This is a genomic window from uncultured Microbacterium sp. (genome assembly GCF_947488465.1).
GTDB lineage: Bacteria > Actinomycetota > Actinomycetes > Actinomycetales > Microbacteriaceae > Microbacterium.
In genome coordinates this window covers 111,063-130,913 of sequence record NZ_CANKZA010000004.1, presented here as the reverse complement: position 1 = coordinate 130,913, position 19,851 = coordinate 111,063, and the positions used below count along the sequence as shown (strand labels likewise).

General features: G+C 67.9%; 25 protein-coding genes. 21 read left to right on the top strand and 4 right to left on the bottom strand.

Annotated elements, in window-relative coordinates:
• Window positions 1–62 precede the first annotated feature (62 nt).
• From rpsH to Q0653_RS10085, 20 genes are all read left to right on the top strand, one after another.
• On the top strand, window positions 63–461 hold the full coding sequence (gene rpsH, locus Q0653_RS10180) for a 30S ribosomal protein S8 (RefSeq protein ID WP_298740504.1): 399 nt from the start codon (window positions 63–65) through the stop codon (window positions 459–461).
• 6 nt (window positions 462–467) lie between these two features.
• Window positions 468–1,004, top strand: coding sequence for a 50S ribosomal protein L6 (rplF, locus tag Q0653_RS10175; protein WP_298740502.1), 537 nt, complete (start codon window positions 468–470; stop codon window positions 1,002–1,004).
• A gap of 2 nt (window positions 1,005–1,006) precedes the next feature.
• Window positions 1,007–1,366 (top strand): 50S ribosomal protein L18, encoded by a 360-nt coding sequence (gene rplR, locus Q0653_RS10170; RefSeq protein ID WP_298740499.1) that lies wholly within the window; start codon window positions 1,007–1,009, stop codon window positions 1,364–1,366.
• Between the two features lie 32 nt (window positions 1,367–1,398).
• Window positions 1,399–2,046, top strand: a complete 648-nt coding sequence (rpsE, locus tag Q0653_RS10165; RefSeq protein WP_298741205.1) for a 30S ribosomal protein S5 — start codon at window positions 1,399–1,401, stop codon at window positions 2,044–2,046.
• The gene (gene rpmD / locus Q0653_RS10160) at window positions 2,046–2,231 is read left to right on the top strand and encodes a 50S ribosomal protein L30 (protein ID WP_091484804.1); all 186 of its coding nucleotides are present in this window, start codon (window positions 2,046–2,048) and stop codon (window positions 2,229–2,231) included. Before rpsE ends, rpmD begins: the two co-directional genes overlap by 1 nt.
• Complete coding sequence (gene rplO / locus Q0653_RS10155; protein ID WP_298740483.1) at window positions 2,231–2,794, top strand: 50S ribosomal protein L15; 564 nt, start codon at window positions 2,231–2,233, stop codon at window positions 2,792–2,794. Before rpmD ends, rplO begins: the two co-directional genes overlap by 1 nt.
• Window positions 2,795–2,925: 131 nt before the next feature.
• On the top strand, window positions 2,926–4,254 hold the full coding sequence (gene secY, locus Q0653_RS10150; RefSeq protein WP_298944492.1) for a preprotein translocase subunit SecY: 1,329 nt from the start codon (window positions 2,926–2,928) through the stop codon (window positions 4,252–4,254).
• On the top strand, window positions 4,251–4,838 hold the full coding sequence (locus Q0653_RS10145) for an adenylate kinase (protein WP_298944491.1): 588 nt from the start codon (window positions 4,251–4,253) through the stop codon (window positions 4,836–4,838). Before secY ends, Q0653_RS10145 begins: the two co-directional genes overlap by 4 nt.
• On the top strand, window positions 4,838–5,665 hold the full coding sequence (map, locus tag Q0653_RS10140; RefSeq protein ID WP_298741200.1) for a type I methionyl aminopeptidase: 828 nt from the start codon (window positions 4,838–4,840) through the stop codon (window positions 5,663–5,665). The genes Q0653_RS10145 and map overlap by 1 nt, the downstream gene beginning before the upstream one ends.
• Window positions 5,666–5,897: 232 nt before the next feature.
• Window positions 5,898–6,881: a hypothetical protein gene (locus Q0653_RS10135; RefSeq protein WP_298944490.1), complete on the top strand. Its 984-nt coding sequence runs from the start codon at window positions 5,898–5,900 to the stop codon at window positions 6,879–6,881.
• 240 nt (window positions 6,882–7,121) lie between these two features.
• Complete coding sequence (locus Q0653_RS10130; protein WP_298944489.1) at window positions 7,122–7,808, top strand: thioredoxin domain-containing protein; 687 nt, start codon at window positions 7,122–7,124, stop codon at window positions 7,806–7,808.
• Window positions 7,809–7,946: 138 nt separating this feature from the next.
• The gene (gene infA, locus Q0653_RS10125; RefSeq protein ID WP_017201569.1) at window positions 7,947–8,168 is read left to right on the top strand and encodes a translation initiation factor IF-1; all 222 of its coding nucleotides are present in this window, start codon (window positions 7,947–7,949) and stop codon (window positions 8,166–8,168) included.
• A gap of 71 nt (window positions 8,169–8,239) precedes the next feature.
• Window positions 8,240–8,356, top strand: coding sequence for a 50S ribosomal protein L36 (gene rpmJ, locus Q0653_RS10120; RefSeq protein ID WP_005050492.1), 117 nt, complete (start codon window positions 8,240–8,242; stop codon window positions 8,354–8,356).
• A gap of 165 nt (window positions 8,357–8,521) precedes the next feature.
• The gene (rpsM, locus tag Q0653_RS10115) at window positions 8,522–8,896 is read left to right on the top strand and encodes a 30S ribosomal protein S13 (protein ID WP_203189899.1); all 375 of its coding nucleotides are present in this window, start codon (window positions 8,522–8,524) and stop codon (window positions 8,894–8,896) included.
• A 43-nt stretch (window positions 8,897–8,939) separates the two neighbouring features.
• A complete protein-coding gene (rpsK, locus tag Q0653_RS10110) occupies window positions 8,940–9,338 on the top strand; it encodes a 30S ribosomal protein S11 (RefSeq protein WP_203189898.1) in 399 nt (132 codons plus the stop codon).
• A 148-nt stretch (window positions 9,339–9,486) separates the two neighbouring features.
• Complete coding sequence (locus Q0653_RS10105) at window positions 9,487–10,476, top strand: DNA-directed RNA polymerase subunit alpha (RefSeq protein ID WP_203189897.1); 990 nt, start codon at window positions 9,487–9,489, stop codon at window positions 10,474–10,476.
• Window positions 10,477–10,517: 41 nt separating this feature from the next.
• A complete protein-coding gene (gene rplQ / locus Q0653_RS10100; protein ID WP_298944488.1) occupies window positions 10,518–11,075 on the top strand; it encodes a 50S ribosomal protein L17 in 558 nt (185 codons plus the stop codon).
• A 376-nt stretch (window positions 11,076–11,451) separates the two neighbouring features.
• Window positions 11,452–12,339 carry a carbohydrate kinase gene (locus Q0653_RS10095; protein ID WP_298944487.1) on the top strand — a complete coding sequence of 296 codons (888 nt, stop codon included), beginning with the start codon at window positions 11,452–11,454 and terminating at the stop codon, window positions 12,337–12,339.
• Entirely contained in the window at window positions 12,326–13,186 is an 861-nt protein-coding gene (gene truA, locus Q0653_RS10090) for a tRNA pseudouridine(38-40) synthase TruA (protein WP_298944486.1), read from the top strand. Before Q0653_RS10095 ends, truA begins: the two co-directional genes overlap by 14 nt.
• A 5-nt stretch (window positions 13,187–13,191) precedes the next feature.
• Entirely contained in the window at window positions 13,192–13,866 is a 675-nt protein-coding gene (locus tag Q0653_RS10085; RefSeq protein WP_298944485.1) for an endonuclease/exonuclease/phosphatase family protein, read from the top strand.
• A 9-nt stretch (window positions 13,867–13,875) separates the two neighbouring features.
• Here Q0653_RS10085 and Q0653_RS10080 read toward each other — a convergent pair whose 3' ends face one another.
• From Q0653_RS10080 to Q0653_RS10070, 3 genes are read right to left on the bottom strand one after another with little or no spacing between them, the layout of a single operon-like run.
• The gene (locus tag Q0653_RS10080) at window positions 13,876–14,424 is read right to left on the bottom strand and encodes an LPXTG cell wall anchor domain-containing protein (protein ID WP_298944484.1); all 549 of its coding nucleotides are present in this window, start codon (window positions 14,422–14,424) and stop codon (window positions 13,876–13,878) included.
• A 35-nt stretch (window positions 14,425–14,459) separates the two neighbouring features.
• Window positions 14,460–16,256 carry a DUF4012 domain-containing protein gene (locus Q0653_RS10075; RefSeq protein WP_298944483.1) on the bottom strand — a complete coding sequence of 599 codons (1,797 nt, stop codon included), beginning with the start codon at window positions 16,254–16,256 and terminating at the stop codon, window positions 14,460–14,462.
• Between the two features lie 31 nt (window positions 16,257–16,287).
• The gene (locus tag Q0653_RS10070) at window positions 16,288–17,772 is read right to left on the bottom strand and encodes a polysaccharide biosynthesis tyrosine autokinase (RefSeq protein WP_298944482.1); all 1,485 of its coding nucleotides are present in this window, start codon (window positions 17,770–17,772) and stop codon (window positions 16,288–16,290) included.
• A 54-nt stretch (window positions 17,773–17,826) separates the two neighbouring features.
• Here Q0653_RS10070 and Q0653_RS10065 point away from each other — a divergent pair, with 54 nt between their 5' ends.
• Window positions 17,827–19,200 (top strand): PqqD family peptide modification chaperone, encoded by a 1,374-nt coding sequence (locus Q0653_RS10065; RefSeq protein ID WP_298944481.1) that lies wholly within the window; start codon window positions 17,827–17,829, stop codon window positions 19,198–19,200.
• A gap of 23 nt (window positions 19,201–19,223) precedes the next feature.
• Here Q0653_RS10065 and Q0653_RS10060 read toward each other — a convergent pair whose 3' ends face one another.
• Window positions 19,224–19,778 (bottom strand): hypothetical protein, encoded by a 555-nt coding sequence (locus tag Q0653_RS10060; RefSeq protein ID WP_298944480.1) that lies wholly within the window; start codon window positions 19,776–19,778, stop codon window positions 19,224–19,226.
• Between the last annotated feature and the right edge of the window lie 73 nt (window positions 19,779–19,851).

Here is a 19,851-nt window from a genome sequence, read left to right as displayed (position 1 = left end):
CCCATTGAAGGTCGGCTGCCGTGTAACGGCATCCGAAACCGCATGAACAAAGGAAACCACTCATGACAATGACAGACCCGGTCGCAGATCTGCTGACCCGTCTGCGCAACGCGAACTCGGCGCACCACGACTCCGTGTCGCTGCCGAGCTCCAAGCTCAAGACCCACATCGCGGAGATCCTGCAGCAGGAGGGCTTCATCGCCTCCTGGGAGGTCTCGGACGCACGGGTCGGCCAGACGCTGACCCTGACGCTCAAGTACGGCCCGAACCGCGAGCGGTCGATCGTCGGCATCAAGCGCGTCTCCAAGCCCGGCCTCCGCGTCTACGCGAAGTCCACCGAGCTGCCCACGGTCCTCGGTGGCCTGGGTATCGCGATCCTGTCCACCTCCTCTGGCCTCCTCACGGACCGTCAGGCTGACCAGAAGGGCGTCGGCGGGGAAGTCCTCGCCTACGTGTGGTGATCTGACATGTCGCGTATTGGACGTCTTCCCATCGACATCCCCGCCGGAGTGACCGTTTCGGTCGACGGCCAGGATGTGTCCGTCAAGGGCCCCAAGGGCGAGCTGAAGCTCACCGTGTCAAAGCCCATCCAGGTTCAGGTCGAAGAGAGCCAGGTTCTGGTCTCGCGTCCCGACGACGAGCGCGAGTCGCGTTCGCTGCACGGGCTCACCCGCACCCTGATCAACAACAACATCATCGGCGTGACCACGGGCTACACCAAGGGCCTCGAGGTCGTCGGTACCGGTTACCGCGTCGCGCAGAAGGGCACGGCGGTCGAGTTCGCTCTCGGCTTCTCGCACCCCGTTCTGATCGAAGCGCCGGCCGGCATCACGCTGACCGTCGAAGGTAACAACAAGTTGACCGTCGCGGGCATCGACAAGCAGGCTGTCGGCGAGGCAGCTGCGAACATCCGCAAGATCCGCAAGCCCGAGCCGTACAAGGGCAAGGGTGTGCGGTACGCCGGCGAGGTCGTTCGTCGCAAGGCCGGAAAGAGTGGTAAGTAATCATGGCTGTTAAGTCGAAGAGCGACGCGCGTACGCGTCGTCACCTGCGTCTTCGCAAGAAGGTCGTGGGCACCGAGGCGCGTCCGCGCCTGGTCGTCAACCGTTCGGCCCGCCACGTCTTCGTCCAGCTCGTGGACGACAGCAAGGGCGTGACCGTGGCATCCGCTTCGACGCTCGAAGCAGACCTGCGCGCGTTCGACGGTGACAAGACCGCCAAGGCCCGCAAGGTCGGCGAGCTGGTCGCCGAGCGTGCGAAGGCCGTCGGCGTCGAGGACGTCGTGTTCGACCGCGGTGGCAACCGCTACGCGGGACGTGTTGCGGCGATCGCCGAGGGCGCCCGCGAGGGAGGTCTGAACCTGTGAGCGATGCAACTGTGAATGTGGAGAACACCGAAGTGACCGAGCAGCCTGCTGCCGTCGCCGAGGCACCCGTCGAGCGCGAGCGTGAGCCGCGTCGCGGTGGCCGCGAGCGCAGCCAGACCCGCGACCGCGGTGGCCGTGACGCCGAGAAGAGCCAGTTCCTCGAGCGCGTCGTGACCATCAACCGCGTGTCGAAGGTCGTCAAGGGCGGTCGTCGTTTCAGCTTCACGGCGCTCGTCGTCGTGGGCGATGGCAACGGACTCGTCGGCGTCGGCTACGGCAAGGCCCGCGAAGTTCCCCTCGCCATCTCCAAGGGTGTCGAAGAGGCCAAGCGCAACTTCTTCCGCGTGCCCCGCTCCGGCTCGACCATCCCGCACCCCGTGCAGGGTGAGGCCGCTGCCGGTGTCGTGCTCCTTCGTCCGGCTGCCGCCGGTACCGGTGTTATCGCCGGTGGCCCCGTGCGTGCCGTCCTCGAGTGCGCCGGCATCCACGATGTGCTCTCGAAGTCGCTCGGTTCGTCGAACACGATCAACATCGTGCACGCGACCGTCGCGGCGCTCAAGCAGCTCGAAGAGCCCCGTGCCGTCGCCGCCCGTCGTGGTCTCGACTTCGACCAGGTGGCTCCGGCTCGTCTGATCCGCGCCGAGGCTGACGCCGCGGCCGCTGCGAAGGTAGGTGCCTGATGGCCGCCCGTCTGAAGGTGACACAGATCAAGTCCAAGGTGAGCGAAAAGCAGAACCAGCGTGACACGCTGCGTTCGCTCGGTCTGAAGCGGATCAACGACTCCGTCGTTCGTCCGGATGACGCGCAGACGCGCGGATACGTCAAGACCGTCGCGCACCTCGTCAAGGTTGAGGAGATCGACTGATGGCTGAGAAGGCCACGAAGGCGACCGAAGAAGTCGTCGAAAAGAAGGCCCCCGCCAAGAAGCCGGCCGCCAAAAAGGCGCCTGCGACGAAGGCTGCGGCTGCGAAGGAAGCGGAGACCAAGCGTCCCGGTGTGCTGAAGGTCCACCACCTGCGTCCGGTCCCCGGGTCCAACAAGGCCAAGACCCGCGTGGGTCGCGGTGAGGGCTCGAAGGGCAAGACCGCCGGTCGCGGCACCAAGGGTCAGAAGGCCCGTTACCAGGTGAAGGCCGGCTTCGAGGGTGGGCAGATGCCCCTCCACATGCGTACACCGAAGCTGCGCGGGTTCAAGAACCCGTTCCGCGTCGAGTACCAGGTGGTCAACCTCGACAAGCTCGCCGAGCTGTACCCGACCGGAGGCGACGTCACCATCACGGACCTCGTCGCCAAGGGCGCCGTGCGCAAGAACGAGAAGGTCAAGGTGCTCGGCACCGGCGACATCTCGGTCAAGCTCACCGTGTCGGTCGACAAGGTCTCGGGTTCGGCCAGCGAGAAGATCATCGCCGCGGGCGGTTCGATCAAGTAATCCACGGCAGGGGCCGGCCCGATCTCGATTCGCTCGAGAACCGGTGCCGGTCCCTGTTGCCGTACGCTGGGAAACGGTGCTCCCGAAGCACCCGCCACCCGCGGGCGGAAATCCCACTGGAGGAAATTCCTTTGTTCAGCGCTATTGCGCGGGTCTTCCGCACCCCGGACCTCCGGCGGAAGATCGGCTTCACCCTGGCCATCATCGCGATCTATCGTCTCGGCGCGCACGTGCCGGCGCCGTTCGTGAGCTTCCCGAATGTCCAGTCGTGCCTCGACCAGACCGGTTCTGCCAGCGAGGGCCTGCTCTCGCTCGTGAACCTGTTCTCGGGCGGCGCGCTTCTGCAGCTGTCGATCTTCGCGCTCGGCGTCATGCCGTACATCACTGCGACGATCATCGTCCAGCTGCTGCGCGTGGTGATTCCGCACTTCGAGACCCTCTACAAGGAGGGCCAGGCGGGCCAGGCGAAGCTGACGCAGTACACGCGCTACCTCACGATCGCGCTGGCGCTCCTGCAGTCCACGACCCTCGTGACGGTCGCCCGCTCCGGCCAGCTGTTCGGTTCGACGAACATCGCCGAGTGCAACGCGCTGCTGACCAACACCGCCTGGTGGGCGCAGCTGCTGATGATCATCACGCTGACCGCCGGTACCGGCCTCATCATGTGGTTCGCCGAGCTCGTGACCGAGCGTGGCGTCGGCAACGGCATGTCGATCCTCATCTTCACCTCGATCGCCGCGACCTTCCCCGCCGCCATGTGGTCGATCCAGCAGGCCCGTGGCTTCGAGGTCTTCCTCCTCGTGCTCGCCGTCGGCGTGATCGTCGTCGCGCTCGTCGTCTTCGTCGAGCAGTCGCAGCGGCGTGTGCCGGTGCAGTACGCCAAGCGGATGGTGGGACGCCGCACGCTCGGCGGCACGAACACCTACATCCCGATCAAGGTGAACATGGCCGGCGTCGTGCCCGTCATCTTCGCCTCCTCGCTGCTGTACATTCCCGCGCTGATCGCCCAGTTCAACCAGACTCCGGATGCCGAGGGCAACATCCCCGGATGGGTCACCTGGATCCAGGCGCACTTCACGACCGGCGACCAGCCGCTGTACATGCTCACGTACTTCCTGCTGATCATCGGATTCACGTACTTCTACGTCGCGATCACGTTCAACCCGGTCGAGGTCGCCGACAATATGAAGAAGTACGGCGGGTTCATCCCCGGCATCCGTGCGGGCCGCCCGACCGCCGAGTACCTCGACTACGTGCTCACCCGCATCACGCTGCCCGGCTCGATCTACCTGGGTCTCATCGCCCTGCTTCCGCTGATCGCGCTGGCAACCGTCGGCGCCAACCAGAACTTCCCGTTCGGTGGCGCGTCGATCCTGATCATCGTGGGCGTGGGTCTTGAGACCGTCAAGCAGATCGATGCGCAGCTGCAGCAGCGCCACTACGAAGGGCTCCTGCGATGACCGCCGCTCGCCTCCTGATCATCGGACCGCAGGGCTCCGGCAAGGGGACGCAGGGCGTCCGCATCGCCGAAGCCTTCGGGATTCCGGCTGTGTCGACCGGAGATGTCTTCCGGGCGAACGTCAAGGACGGCACCGACCTCGGTCGCCAGGTTCAGGCCATCATCGAAGCGGGAGACCTCGTCCCCGACGAGCTGACGTCCGCGATCGTGCGCGATCGCCTCGCGCAGCCGGACGCCGCCGCGGGGTTCCTCCTCGACGGATACCCGCGCAACCTCGGTCAGGTCGGTGACCTCGATGCGTTCCTCGACGAGCGCGGCGAACCGCTGACGGCCGTCATCGAGCTCTCGGTGCCGCGCGACGAATCGATCGAGCGCCTGTCGTTGCGGGCGGCCGAGCAGGGCCGCGCCGACGACAACGAGGAATCGATCGCCAAGCGCCTGGCGATCTATGAATCCGAGACTGCGCCGATTCTCGACGTCTACCGTTCGCGCGGAATCGCGGTCGAGGTCGACGGTGTCGGCTCCCTCGACGAGGTGTTCGAGCGCGTCGTCGCGGCGCTGTCCGCACGCGGCATCACGGCGTGATGGGGCTTCGTCGCTCGATCTACAAGACGCCCGCGCAGCTGCGGTCGATGGTGGAGCCGGGTCTGATCACGGCGGCATCCCTCGACGCGGTGCGGGCGTTGATCGCTCCCGGTGTGACGACGGGGGAGCTGGATGCCGCGGCGTTCGACGTCATCCGCTCGCGCGGTGCGGAATCGAATTTCCAGCTCGTGCGCGGCTATCGCCACACGACCTGCATCTCGGTCAACGACCAGGTGGTCCACGGCATCCCGGGCTCGCGTGTGCTGGAGCCCGGCGACATCGTGTCGATCGACTCGGGTGCGCAGTACGAAGGCTGGAACGGCGACTCGGCGATCACGATTGTGGTTCCCGGTGGGGATGCCGCTGTCGTCGATGCGCGTCAGCGTCTGTCGGATGTGACCGAGGGCTCGCTCTGGGCCGGCATCGCGGCGCTCGCGTCGGCCCGCCGGGTCGGTGAGGTCGGTGACGCCGTACAGGCCTACATCGAAGCGCAGGGGGAGTACGGCATCCTGCGCGACTATGTCGGTCACGGCATCGGGCGGAAGATGCACGAGGCGCCCACGGTCTTCAACTACCGCACGTCCGACCTCGGCGCCGAGGTGAAGCCGGGCCTGTGCCTGGCGATCGAGCCGATGGTGACCGCCGGATCCGACGCGACGTTCGTCGAGGACGACGACTGGACGGTGACGACGGTCGACGGCAGCGACGGCGCGCACTGGGAGCACAGCGTCGCGGTGCACGACGACGGCATCTGGGTGCTGACCGCCGCCGACGGCGGCGCCGCGTCTCTCGCCCCCTTCGGCGTGACCCCCGTCCCGATCCCCTAACCCCCGCCCGCAGCGCGCCCCGCCGAGCCGCATGGTTCTGTGCGAGCCGCATGGTTCTGTGCGAGCCGCATGGTTCTGTGCGAGCCGCATGGTTCTGTGCGCACAGAGCGTGTCGGCTCGCGCGGATGCTGTCGGCTCGGAGTTGCCTCCACAGTGAGGTTTCTGGCGGAGTTGTCCACGGATCATGGGGATGACGCGGAGGGGGAGTGCGTCGGCACGGCAGGGTCGAAGGATGCTCCTGCCCGACGCGCGCGCCATGCTCCGATCCCGCCGCGACCTCGCGCGGGCAGGACTCTCCGGCCGTGCGCTCGCGGCCGAGGTCAACGCCGGTGCCCTCCGCCGCGTGGGACGAGGGTGGTACGTGGCTGCGGGTACGTGGCAGGCGACCTACGCGGAGGGTCGACATCTCCTGCGTATCGCCGCGGCGGCCGAGAGACGCCCCCCGACATCGAGCCTTGTGTTCTCCCACTGTTCCGCTGCCGTCCTCTGGGGGCTCCCGCTCTTTCGCACGGAGCCGCGCCGCGTCCACGTCAGCGGCATCCATGCGAACGGGCACGTCGCTGCCGGTGACCCGCTGGTCGCGCGGCACGAAGTGGCCGTCCCCGGTCACGACATCGTCGAGATCGACGGCATCCCGTGCACATCTCTCGCGCGTACGGTCGCCGACACCGTCCGCATGGCTTCCGAGGAAGCCGCGATCGCGGTGGCCGATGCGGCCATCCGGCTCGTGGCGTGGGATGCGACCGAGCGCAGCTACGACACTGCCACGGCGGAGGCGTTCCGCGCGGGTGTGCGGGCGCGGCTTCCGCGCGGAGGACGTGGCGTGGTCCATGCGCGTGCGATTGTCGAATTCGCGGATGGACGCGCTCAGCTACCCGGGGAGAGCGTCAGCCGCTGGTACTTGTCGCTGCTCGGGTACGCTCCGCCGCGACTACAGGTGGCGATCCCGGGTCCGAGTGGGCGCGACTACTTCGTCGACTTCGGGCTCGATGACGTCGGCGCGTGGGGTGAGTTCGATGGCCTCGGCAAGTACTCCGATCCGGCGATGCTCGCCGGCCGCACGTCCGCCGACGTCATGATCGACGAGAAGCGGCGCGAGGATTGGATCCGCGGCACGACCGGACGCCCGTTCGCCCGCTGGGAGCTCGGCCACTTGCGATCACCGGCCGCGCTCGCCGCGCGTCTCCGCTCCTTCCACCTCAGCCCGGGTCGCTGACAGGCACCCGCGGCTACCCGCCGAGCCGACAGGTTTGGCGCGAGCCGACACGTTCGGTGCGTGCGCAACTTGTCGGCTCGCACCGAAGGTGTCGGCTCGGCGGAGAGGGGAGAGGGGAGAGGGGAGAGGGGAGAGGGGGAAGCGGCCCGGGCGAGGGAGGCGCTCACGGGGAATGCATAGCCGGGGATGGGGGAAGATAGAGGGGACAAGCGGCGGCGTGAGAAGAAGGCAACCCGAAACATGGCACAGGCAGCAGCAGGCAAGACCAACCGGTTCGCGATCTGGGTGAGCGTGGCCGTCGTCGCGATCGTCGCCCTCGTCATCGCCCTCGTCGTGTGGATGAACAACGCTGCCAATGACCCGGGCACGTTGCCGACAGGATCCGGCATCGACCAGTCGACCGGTGCGATCATCGTCGGCGACGGCGAGCAGACCCTCGACGAATACCTCGACTTCATGTGCCCGATCTGCGGCCAGTTCGAGTCGGCGTACGGCGAGGAGATCCTCGATCTCGTCAACGACGGCACAATCACCCTCAACATCCACCCGATCTCGATCCTCGACCGCTACTCGCAGGGCACCGCGTTCTCGACGCGCGCCGCGAATGCGATGTACTGCGTTGCCGAAGCCGATCCGGATGCCGCTGTCCCCTTCATGCAGGCGATGTACGACAACCAGCCCGAAGAGAACTCCACCGGACTCACCGACGAGCAGATCCTCGAGATCGCCAAGGGCGTCGGCGTCGAGAGCATCGACACGTGCGTCACGGACGGCACCTACACCGATTTCGTCGCCGCGATGACCCAAGACACTCCGGTCCAGCCGGGCTCGTCGGGCATCGGCACGCCCACGCTCGCGGTCAACGGCGAGGTCATCTCGAACTCCACCATCCCCGCGACGGGGCAGTTCGCCACGCTCTTCAACTGAGCGGATGCGGCGGTTTGCCGCATCCCGCACTATCACGTACACTAGATCTTTGGTGCGTTGCGCCTTCATTGGCGTGTCTCTGCACCGAACACAACCATCCACCGCAGACCGACCGGTCTGCCCAGCGTTAGCGAGCGTATGGCGAAAAAAGACGGAGTCATCGAGATCGAGGGTGTGATCTCCGAGGCACTGCCCAACGCGATGTTCCGCGTTGAGCTCAGCAACGGACACAAGGTCCTCGCGACGATTTCCGGCAAGATGCGGCAGAACTACATCCGCATCATTCCCGAGGACCGTGTCGTCGTGGAGCTCTCGCCCTATGACCTCACCCGCGGGCGCATCGTTTACCGCTACCGCTAGGCCGGTCGAGAAGTAACGAGCGAGGGGATGCCGCGGCATCCACCCGACTCGAAGACAGCGAAAGAAAAATCATGAAGGTCAACCCCTCCGTCAAGCCCATCTGCGACCACTGCAAGGTCATCCGTCGCCACGGTCGCGTCATGGTCATCTGCAAGTCGAACCCGCGCCACAAGCAGCGCCAGGGCTGACCCCACAATTCAATCCCCTCCGGGATCTCGGTACACCGGCTCCGCCGGCACTCGATCACCGGAGAACCACAGGCAGGTTCAGATCCTCTTCGGAGGGGACACCCCGGGCTGGAGGCCCGGGCACCGATCCTGCTCCACACCTCCACTACTCCTAGGAGAAACCGCATGGCACGTCTTGCCGGCGTTGACATCCCGCGCGACAAGCGCGTGGTGATCGCCCTCACCTACATCTACGGCATCGGCCGTACCCGTTCGGTCGAGATCCTCAAGGCCACCGAGATCGACGAGTCGATCCGCGTCAAGGACCTGAGCGACGACCAGCTGATCGCCCTGCGCGATCACATCGACGCCGAGTACAAGGTGGAAGGTGACCTTCGCCGTGAGGTCGCCGCTGACATCCGCCGCAAGGTGGAGATCGGCTCGTACGAGGGCATCCGCCACCGTCGTGGCCTTCCCGTGCGCGGTCAGCGCACCAAGACCAACGCGCGTACCCGCAAGGGCCCCAAGCGCACCGTCGCCGGCAAGAAGAAGGCGCGCTGACGCGCGGCCCTCGGCTTCTCACAGGTTTTAGGAGATAACGCACATGGCACAGGCCAAGTCCGCAGCGCGCAAGCCGCGCCGCAAGGAAAAGAAGAACATCGCACTGGGCCACGCCCACATCAAGTCGACGTTCAACAACACGATCGTCTCGATCACGGACCCCTCGGGCGCCGTCATCAGCTGGGCATCCTCGGGTGGAGTGGGCTTCAAGGGCTCGCGCAAGTCCACGCCGTACGCCGCCGGCATGGCCGCCGAGTCGGCCGCCCGCCAGGCGCAGGAGCACGGCGTGAAGAAGGTCGACGTCTTCGTCAAGGGACCGGGCTCCGGCCGCGAGACCGCGATCCGTTCGCTCACCGCCGCCGGCCTCGAGGTCGGCTCGATCTCGGACGTCACGCCCCAGGCTCACAACGGCTGCCGTCCCCCGAAGCGCCGCCGCGTCTGATTTTCTCGACAGGCTCAGGAACCCTTCGGGGGTTCCTGGGCCCGTCGATCACTTCTGACGGATGCCGCTGTCATCCGTCCTCACAAAACTCAACACCTCACCACCCACACGTGTCATATAGCGGTCACGTGATCGAAAGGAACACATAGTGCTTATTGCACAGCGTCCCACTCTGACCGAGGAGAAGATCGGCGAGTTCCGCAGCCGGTTCGTCATCGAGCCTCTCGAGCCCGGTTTCGGCTACACGATCGGTAACGCGCTGCGTCGCAGCCTGCTCTCGTCGATCCCCGGCGCCGCGGTCACCAGCATCCGGATCGACGGAGTGCTGCACGAGTTCAGCACCATTCCGGGCGTGAAGGAAGATGTCACCGAGATCATCCTCAACATCAAGACGCTTGTCGTCTCCTCGGAGCGCGACGAGCCGATCACGGCGTACCTGCGCAAGACCGGTGCCGGTGAGGTTACGGCTGCCGACATCTCCGCTCCCGCCGGTGTCGAGATCCACAACCCCGAGCTCGTCATCGCGACGCTCAACGACTCGGCCAAGTTCGAGCTCGAGCTGACGATCGAGCGTGGCCGCGGCTACGTCTCGGCGACCCAGAACCGCAACGAGTACGCCGAGGCCGGCCAGGTGCCGATCGACTCGATCTACTCGCCCGTGCTCAAGGTCAGCTACCGCGTCGACGCGACCCGTGCCGGTGAGCGCACCGACTTCGACAAGCTCGTGCTGGACGTCGAAAGCAAGTCGTCGATGTCGCCGCGCGATGCTGTCGCATCGGCCGGCCGCACCCTGACCGAGCTGTTCGGTCTGGCGCGCGAGCTCAACGTCGAGGCCGAGGGCATCGAGATCGGCCCCGCGCCGGTCGAGCAGGTCCTCACGAACGAACTGTCGATGCCGATCGAGGACCTCGATCTGTCCGTCCGCTCGTACAACTGCCTCAAGCGCGAAGGCATCAACACGGTGTCCGAGCTCGTCGCTCTCTCGGAGACGCAGCTCATGAACATTCGCAACTTCGGCCAGAAGTCGGTCGACGAGGTGCGCGACAAGCTCATCTCGCTCGGTCTGTCGCTGAAGGACTCGGTCCCCGGGTTCGACGGCGCACACTTCTACGGCGGCTACGACGACGAGACCGTCTGAGTCTCGGCCCTCGCTGACATCTTTCATCTGGAGTAACTGACATGCCCAAGCCCACAAAGGGTCCCCGCCTCGGAGGCGGCCCCGCACACGAGCGCCTGCTGCTTGCGAACCTCGCCGCGGCCCTCTTCACCCACAAGTCGATCACGACGACCGAGACGAAGGCCAAGCGCGTGCGTCCGCTCGCCGAGCGTCTGATCACGTTCGCCAAGCGCGGCGATCTGCACGCCCGTCGCCGGGTGCTGTCGGTCATCGGCGACAAGGGCGTCGTGCACGAGCTCTTCGCCGAGATCGCGCCGCTCGTCGCCGAGCGTGAGGGTGGTTACACCCGCATCACGAAGATCGGCAACCGCAAGGGCGACAACGCCCCCATGGCGGTCATCGAGCTCGTTCTCGAGCCCGTGAACCCGAAGCCGAAGTCGGCCAAGAAGTCGGCTGCTGCGGCTCCGGCTGCTGAGGCTGAGCCGGCCGAGGAAGCGCCCGTCGAGGAGGCTCCCGTCGCCGACGAGGCCGCCGAAGCCGGCGCTGAGTCGCCCGAGGAGGGCGCAGCCGCTGAGGCTGCGGCCGACGAGGCTGTCGAGGCTCCCGCCGACGAGAAGTAACTCTCCCGCTGTAGCCGAAGAGGCCCGCACCGTTTTTCGGTGCGGGCCTCTTCGCGCGCGTGGGACGTGGTCGCGGGGCGTGGTCGCGGGGCGCGGCGCGTTGCGGGCAGGATTCGTCGTGTTGCGGCATCCATGGCGACAAAAGGTGCCCGGGATGCGCGGGGGTGTGATGGTGACGCGGCGCGGCGCATCCCGGGCTGGATGTGTCGCCAACCGGCATCCGTGGCGACAAAAGGTGCCCGGGATGCGCGGGGGTGCGATGGTGACGCGGCGCTTTGCGGGCAGGATGTGTCGCCAACCGGCATCCGCGGCGACAAAAGGTGCCCGGAACGCGTGGGTGAGCGCGGCGAGACGCCGCGTCGGCCAGACTGGGGGAATGACATCTCAGGTGCTGGTGATCGGTGAGGCTCTCATCGACATCGTCGAAACTGCCGGCGGCAATCGGGAGCTCGTCGGCGGAAGCCCCGCCAACGTCGCGGTCGGTCTCGCGCGGCAGGGCCACGATGTCACGCTGCTGACACGCCTCGGCCGCGATGACCGCGGTGCGCGCATCGCCGCCCAGGTCGAAGAGTCCGGCGCCGTCGTCGCCGACGAGTCATGGACGGATGCCGGCACCTCCACCGCGCGGGCGCGCCTGCGCGCCGACGGCTCGGCCGAGTACGACTTCGACATCGATTGGACGATCGCCGCCCCGGCGCTCGGTGACGCCAGCGCCGTCCACACCGGCTCGATCGCCCTGTTTCTCGAGCCGGGCGGCACGGCCGTGCTCGACACCCTGCAGCGCGCGAAGGGCCGAGCCCTGGTCACGCTCGACCCCAATATCCGCCCGGCGCTCGTCGGCGAACACCGCGCGGCCCGCGCGCGCTTCGTCGCCGCCGCCCGCACGGCCGACCTCGTCAAGCTCAGCGACGAGGATGCCGCGTGGCTCTTCCCGGGTCTCGTGCCCGAGCAGGTGCTCGCCGAGATCGCCGCCTACGGCCCGCGCATCGCGGTCATCACCCGCGGCGGTGAGGGAGCGCTCGGACTCGGCCCCGGCGGAATCATCGAGGTCGACCCGTACGCCGTCGACGTCGCCGATACGATCGGCGCCGGCGATGCCGCCATGGCGAGCCTCATCTCCAGCGCTCTCGACGATCCGCTCCTGTTCGAGTCCGAGGCGGCGTTCGAGCGGGCGCTCCGCCGCGCCGCGGTGATGGCCGGGATCACGGTGTCGCGCCCGGGCGCCAACCCGCCGACCCGGGCCGAGGTCGATGCTGCACTCTGAAGAGCCGGGACGCGTGCGCCTGCGCCTCGATCTCGCGTACGACGGCACCGCCTTCCGGGGCTGGGCGCGCCAACCGGGGCTCCGCACCGTGCAGGGCACGCTGGAGGCGGCGATCGCCCGTGTCCTCGGCGGCGACCCGCAACTGGTCGTCGCCGGGCGAACGGATGCCGGGGTGCACGCGGCGGGCCAAGTCGCCCACCTCGACCTCACCGATGCGCAGCGCGACCGGCTGGCGAAGGGGCGCTCGCCCGAGCCCGAGGCGCTCGCTGCGCGGCTGAACGGCGTGCTCGGCCCGTACTCCGACGTCGCCGTCCACCGCGTGGTCGAGGCGCCCGCAGGCTTCGATGCCCGGTTCTCGGCCGTCTGGCGTCGCTACGAGTACCGCATCTCGGACGGGCCCTACGACCCGCTCGAGCGCGGCCGCACGACGAGCGTGAAGGCCCCGCTCGACGTCCCGGCGATGGATGCCGCGGCCCGCTCCCTGGTCGGCCTCCACGACTTCGCGGCGTACTGCAAGTGGCGCGAGGGTGCGACGACGATCCGCACGCTGCTCGAATTCGGGTGGCGACGCGATGAGCGCGGCATCCTGATCGCGAACGTCAAGGCGGATGCCTTCTGCCACAGCATGGTGCGCGCTCTCGTCGGAGCGTGCACGCGGGTCGGGGAAGGGCGGCTCACGGCCGCCGACATCCTGCGTCTGCGCGACGAGGGCCTCCGCACGAGCGAGTTTCCGGTTCTCGCGGCCCGTGGCCTCACGCTCATCGAGGTGGGCTACCCGGCCGAGGACCTGTTGGCCCTCCGTGCCGAGCAGACACGTGCCCGACGGGGCGTGGAGCACCTAGGCTGATCCGAGTGAAGGTCATCTCGTACAACCTCAACAAGCACAAGGCCGTCAGCGAGCTCGACGATCTCGTCGAATCGACGCACGCCGACATCCTCTGCCTGCAGGAGGCGGTCACTGAAGCGCTCCCCGACGAGATCGCCGGCCTGCAGCTTGCCGAGGCGACGGCGCGCAATCGCCTGGGCCTTGCCGTCTACTACCGCCGGAACACGTTCGAGGCGCGCGAGATCCGCACCCTTGCGTTGAAGAAATCGCTGCACGACCGCGTTCTGAAACCGGCCGAGGAGCGGATGCTGGCCGTGCGCCTGTACGACATCGACCACGGGTGTGAGTTCACGGTCGCGAGCTTCCACGCGGCGCCGCTGACGGCGCTGAACTCCCTTCGCCGCAAGCAGATCCAGGCCGCGCTCCAGGAGCTGTCGACGCTCGGCGACGACCTGCCGATCCTGATGGTCGGCGACTACAACTACCCCGTGTTCAAAGAGGCCCTCAGCCAGAAGGTGCGAGAGGCCGGGTACGAGCTGACCCTCAGCGACACCCGCACCTACACGCGGTACAAGTTCTTCAAGGGTCACTACGATTTCGCGACCTCGGTCGGTGTCACCATCGGTGACATCACGACACTGCCGCAGGGGCTGAGCGACCACCTGCCGATCCTCATCACCGCCGAGCTCACGCGGCGCTGAAGAGAAATCTCAGCGGTTGCTCCGGCTCCGTCGAACGGATGCTGCGATAGCGACAGCGCCGCCGGCGACGACGAGGAGTCCTGCACCCGCCCAGAGGCCGAGCGCGCTGGCGTCGCCTCCCGTGCTCGGGAGGCTCTCTTCGCCGGATGCGGTGACCGTGACACTGGCGGTGCCGCCTGCCGAGGAGGGCGAGACCGCGGCGATGTTGTAGATGCCCGAGGCGTCGCTGGGCAACGTGATCGAGACGTCACCGAGGGCGCCGTCGGCGCTGGACGTCGCGTCAAAGGACCCGGTGCTCACGGCGAACCGGACGAAGCCGAACGTCGCGTTGCCGCCGTTCTCGCCGGTCACGGTGATCTTGATGTTCTCCTCGGTGCCGAAGGTGTCGGCGGCGCACGAGAAGACGATGCGCGATCCGGGCGAGGTGGTGGTCGGCGTGACCGAACAGGCGTCGCGGGGAGGGTAGATCGTGCTGGCCTGCGCGGCAGCCGGAACAGCGAAGGTCGTCAGGCCGATGAGGGCAAGCGCGATCGCAGACTTCTGGATGCCGGGGGGCATGATGCTCCGATGTGGTAAGGCGGTGTGGCTGAAGTCTAGTCGGCGGTGCAGGAATCGCCAATTGACGTGGGAATGTCCGGGTGCACGGTCGGCGTCACCCACGCGACGGCTTTCTGCGCACCGGGCGTCTTCGTGCGGACGGTGAGACTGACGGTGGTCGCCTCACCCGGGTCGAGATCCGTGCTGAACGAGAGGACCTGCCGCCCCGCGTCGATGCCTCCGCCGAACCCGCTTCCGTCCGACATCGTGGCTGCGGTCAGCTCCGTCTCGGGGGGAAGGTAGAGGTAGCCGACGGTCTTCGCAATACCCGGTTCGGTGCCGAAACCGCCGCCGCCGGTGATGTAGTCGGGGAGGGACGTGGCGGCATCCGCCGGCGCCGTGTTGGTGAGCGTGAGAGTGAGGGTGATCGACCCCGTCGCAGTGTCGTCGGCGTTTCGCGTGCAGGTGTCCCAGACGAGCGTCGTGTCGGCGTCGACGTAGTAATCCATCTTGGAGCCGGTACCGTCGTTGAGGTAGACGCCGAAACCGAGCTGGTCCTCATTCGTGACCGGCAACGGTCCCACGAGGGTTGTGTCGGCGAGCACGGCCTGATCTTCCGGCAGCGCGCTCCACATCAAGAGACGCCGTTCTTCGCCGGCGCGACCGAGCGCGGTGACGAGAGCGGCAGGGTCCGCGACGCCGGCCGCGACCTTCGCGAACACCGCGGCGGCCGCCGCGGCGAAGAACGCATCCTGGTCGGCCGGGTTCTCGTAACGGAGGTACACCTCGTTCAGCAGCAGCGAGACGGCGTTGTCGGCGGTCAGCTGCTCCCCGGTGGGCAGGTCCACCGGGCCCGTCGCCGCGAGGAGGTACGAGAGCGCGACCGGGTCCATTGAGATGACTCCGTCGACGGCCAGGCCCTTCTCGCGGAGCCACATCTCGCGGGCGAGCTGGCCGGTGAGGGAGAAAACGGGCACCTGGGTGACGTTCTGAATCCACTGCGCCGGGCGGTTGCCGAAGATGCCGACGATCTCGGGGCTGAGGGGGAGAACCGGCCCGTCATAGCGGCGGAAGTCCGACGACGACCCCTGCTCGGTCAGCGACAGTGCGCCGTTGTCGGTCTGGATGACCGCCATCGCCCCGACGATGCCGCCCAGCGAGCGCCACTCCGCGTTGTTCTGGAAGACGATGAGGTAGTTGCGGGGCCCCGTCTCGCCGAGCATCGCCGGCAGCAGCGTGGTCGCACGGGCGAGCGCGTCGGTGGTCTGCGACGTCGAGTCGAGGAGATCCGACACCTCCGTCACGGCCTGTCGGACGGGGCCGAGCAGCGCGGTGTCATCGATCGCGCCGACCGAGGTCGCGGCGCGGGAGAGGCCGTCAGCGCCGGCGCGCGCGGCTGCGCTGATCGAGCTGAAGGCGGCCAGGTCGATGCGCCCCTCGACCGGGCGAAGGGCGTCGATCGAGAACCCCGCAGCGACGTCGGTCAGGGGGGTGAGGGCCTCGGAGGCGACGTCATCGATCGCGGCGGCGACGGTGCCCACGGCATCCAATTGCGGACCGATCCAGGGGAGGGCCTCGGCGGCCGTCCAGATCGGATCGCTCGTCAGGTCTCGGGCGGCCCGCGTGTCGGCCGAGAGGTCGGAGACGAGCGCGGCGGCCGCGGACGGGTCGCGCAGCACCTCGGCCGCACCGGCCGCGGACTGCTGAGCATCGCTCAGATGCCCGTACGCCAACGCTCCGCGCACACCGATCCATGCTGCGGCGAGCACGGCGAGCACGAGCACACCGCCGAGGATCCATGCGCACACGCGACCCACGGTCTGCGCCAGCGGGGGCAGGGGGGAAGTGCTCACCCGACAACCCTAGGCGTCTGCGCCTGGGTGATCACTCGGCCGCGGACCCACGTTGCGTCGGCGGCGTGTCGGCGCTCGCCAGCAGGTCGTCGATCGTGCCGGAGGATGCGGCATCCTGCCCGCGCGGCTCGGCGGGCGCCGGTGCGTAATACTCGCCCCGGTACTGGTAGCCGTAGTAGCCCGATTCGGCGCCGCGGCGCGGCACCTTGTTCAGCACGACGCCGAGTACCCGCCCGTTGGCGCGGCCGATGTTGTCGACGGCCTTGTGCATCATTTCGTACGTGGTTCGCCCAGCCGAGACGACGAGCAGCACGCCGTCGGCGGCCGTCGAGAGCACCGCGGCATCCGTCACCGGGATCGTCGGCGGCGAGTCGATGATGACCGTGGCGGCCTTCCCGAACCCGAGCAGCAGGTCGCGCATGCGCTGTGAGCCGAGCACCTCGCTGGGGTTCGGGGGAATGCGGCCGGCGGTGAGCACCGTCAAGTTGGGCGACACGGGGTGCGCGACGTCGTCGATCGTGGCGCGGGCGGCGAGCACGTCCGTGAGTCCCGCGCCGTCGGGGAGGGAGAAGATCGAGCCCACGACGGCGCGGCGGAGGTCGGCGTCGATCAAGACGGTCCGCTGTCCGGCGGCGGCGAGGCCCAGGGCCAGGTTCGCCGCGGTCGTCGACTTGCCGTCGCCGGGCAGGGGGCTGGAGACCACGATCACGCGGGGCGGATTGTCGACATCCATGAACTGCAGGTTCGTGCGGAGTTCACGCATCGCTTCGGTGATCCCCGACGAGCTCGCTTCTTGCGAAGGCCCGTCGAAGACGACGAGGCGTCGTGCGTCGGAGAGCTGCTTGTCGAGCGGGATCGTGCCGACGACGGCGACCCCCGTTTCGCGTTCGATGTCGCGCGGGTGCCGCACGCGGCGATCAAGCACGTGCCGGATGACCGCGTAGCCGATGCCGAGCGCGAGGCCGATCAGGGTGCCGAGCGCGAGGTTCAGCCGCACGTTGGGCGACGACGGGTCGGAGGGGAGCGAGGCGGACTGGCCGGCGACCAAGGTGACAGCACCGGGAGAGGAAGGGTTGCCGGTCTCGAGGGTGTTGATCTCGGCGACCATGCCGCCGATCCACGCTTCGGCGAGGTCGCGGGCCGCCTCGGGCGACGAGGCGTTCGCGGAGACGTTGATGATCACGGTGTCGAGCGGGTTGCTGACGCTCACGTGCGAGACGAGGCCCTGGGGGGTCGTGTCGAGCCCGAGCTCGTCGATCGCGTGCTGGGCGACCGAGCGCCATCCGCCGATGTCGACGTACGACGACACCTTGCTCTGGGCGAGCTGGTTGCCCACGAGCGCTGAACCCGTGTCGGTACCACCGCCGGTGGCCTGCACAATGCCGCTCGCCGAGGCCGTGTAGACGCGCGGCTGCAGGGCGGTCCACCCGAAGGCCGCCGCCGCTCCCAGAAACGTCAAGAGCAGAATGCCGACCCAGCGTGTGCGCAGAATGCGCAGGTAGTCCCGCAGTTCCATCGTTCCCCCACTTCTTCATCCAGACTACTGGCCGGGTGCACCTAGACTCGCCTCGTGTCTGCCCTCCTCACCATCGATGCGCTCGGCGTGCGCATCGATCTTGACGTGTCGGGATGCGGTGATGACGAAGCGCAGGCGGTACGTGCTGCATGGCGGGATGCCGGGGCCTCGAACGACGGCGCTGCAGAGGTCGAGCTGCGCGTCCGCGAAGACGGCGACACCGCGGACACGGCTCAGCTGCTCGAGCGACTGTCGCAGCGGGTGACCCTCGCCGCGATCGATGCCCGGCGCGGCGACTTGTGGATGCTGCACGCCGCGGGTCTCGCCCTCCCCGACGGGCGGGTGATCGTGCTCGTGGGGCCGTCCGGGCGCGGCAAGACGACGGCATCGCGCACGCTCGGCGCCCACCTCGGCTACGCGTCGGATGAGACGGTCGCGGTCGACGGTGACGGTCGGGTGTTCGCGTACCGCAAGCCGCTGTCGATCATCGAGGGCGGCGTGTACCCCAAGGTGCAGCGGGCCCCGTCAGATGTCGGCCTCGCAGCGCTGCCCGACGCTCCTCTGCGGTTGGCGGCGATCGTCCTCCTCGATCGTCGCGAGGATGCCGGAGACCAGCCGGTCATCACGCCCGTTGACCTGGGTGATGCGCTCGAGGAGCTCGTGTCGCAGTCGAGCTATCTGCCGAGCCTGCCCGAGCCGCTGCAGCTGATGGCCCGCCTGACCGCGTCGGTCGGCGGCGTGCAGCGCGTGATCTACCGCGAGGCCGCCACCCTGCTCTCCATCGTCGATATTCTCGCCGACGCTGGTAACCGAGCCGCCGCTGGTCGAGTGCCGGCGCGGAGCGCCGGTGTATCGAGACCACCCGACCCCGACCTCCCCCTCTGGAGTCGTACTCCCACCCTCGATGCGCTCGAGCTCGATGACCCCGACCGCATCGTCCTCCTGCAGGAAGACGGCGCCGACGGGGGCACGGTGCGCGTGCTCGCCGGCATCGCTCCGACGCTCTGGCGCGCGGCCTCCGCCGCGCCGCGTGACGAGCTCGTCGCGGCGGCGATCGCCGCGCACGGCGAACCCGCTGGTGCCGACGCGGGAGAGGCGGTCGACGCGGCTCTCGTCGAGCTCGTCGACGCCGGTGTGCTGACAGATGCGCCACCCGAGCCGGTCTGGCGCATTCGCGACGACGTCGCCTGGACGGGGTCAGCCCTGCGTTACGTGGTCTTGCCCCCGGGCAGTGATATTCAGCCGATCGTCTTGAATGGATCCGCTGCACTTGTCTGGCAGGTTCTCGCCGAGAGAGAGGGTTCCGCCGTGCAGATCTCCCGCCGAACGTCCCTCCTGGCTGACCTGGACAGTAACGCGGTGGAGAAGGACGTCAGAGAATTCTTGAGCGGACTCTTCCTCCGGGGGGTGTTGTCCGCAGCATCGTGATGCTAAACGCGTGCCGTGGCGGCTCAGTTCACAACCTTGGTGCCCGAAGCTGAGGCCAAGATGCCTGTCGGGACGAACTTCTTCCCTCCGACGATATCCGGCATCGCGATGACAGAAGAGAAAGACCACTCGACCTTCCAGCTTCCCTTGGACAGGCCCGTCACCTCTTTCCAGCCGGGTTGGAAGTTCTGGTAAGCGGGAGCCGTGCCTACGGCATTTTGCTCCACCACGATCGTCTCATTGCCCTTTGTCAACGTGACGGAGTAGGTGACGGTCATCTGACCAGGCGCAAGTCCGCTACCACCCCCCTGCCCCCACGCGAGGTAGGCGTATGCGAAGTCAAGTGCGTAGTACAGGTTCGAATTGTAGGAGTTGAGCGACAGCTTGATCGGAGTGATGAGGTTTGACGCTGGGACGTTAACCAGCGTGAGGCTCTGCGCCGCGGCGGGCGCGGCGGTCGCGAGCACGATGACGGGGGCGGCCCAGGCGCCCGCGCGGATGAGCTGGCGGCGGTCGAGGGTCGGCGTCTTTTCGTCGAAGGCGGGACCGAGGTCTCCGCGCGCGCGCACGTCTGTCATGGCTACTCCCCCAAAGAGTGGTCAAGCGGAGCGGTCCCCCCAGCGATTCGGGTGGCGGGAGGACCGCGCACGA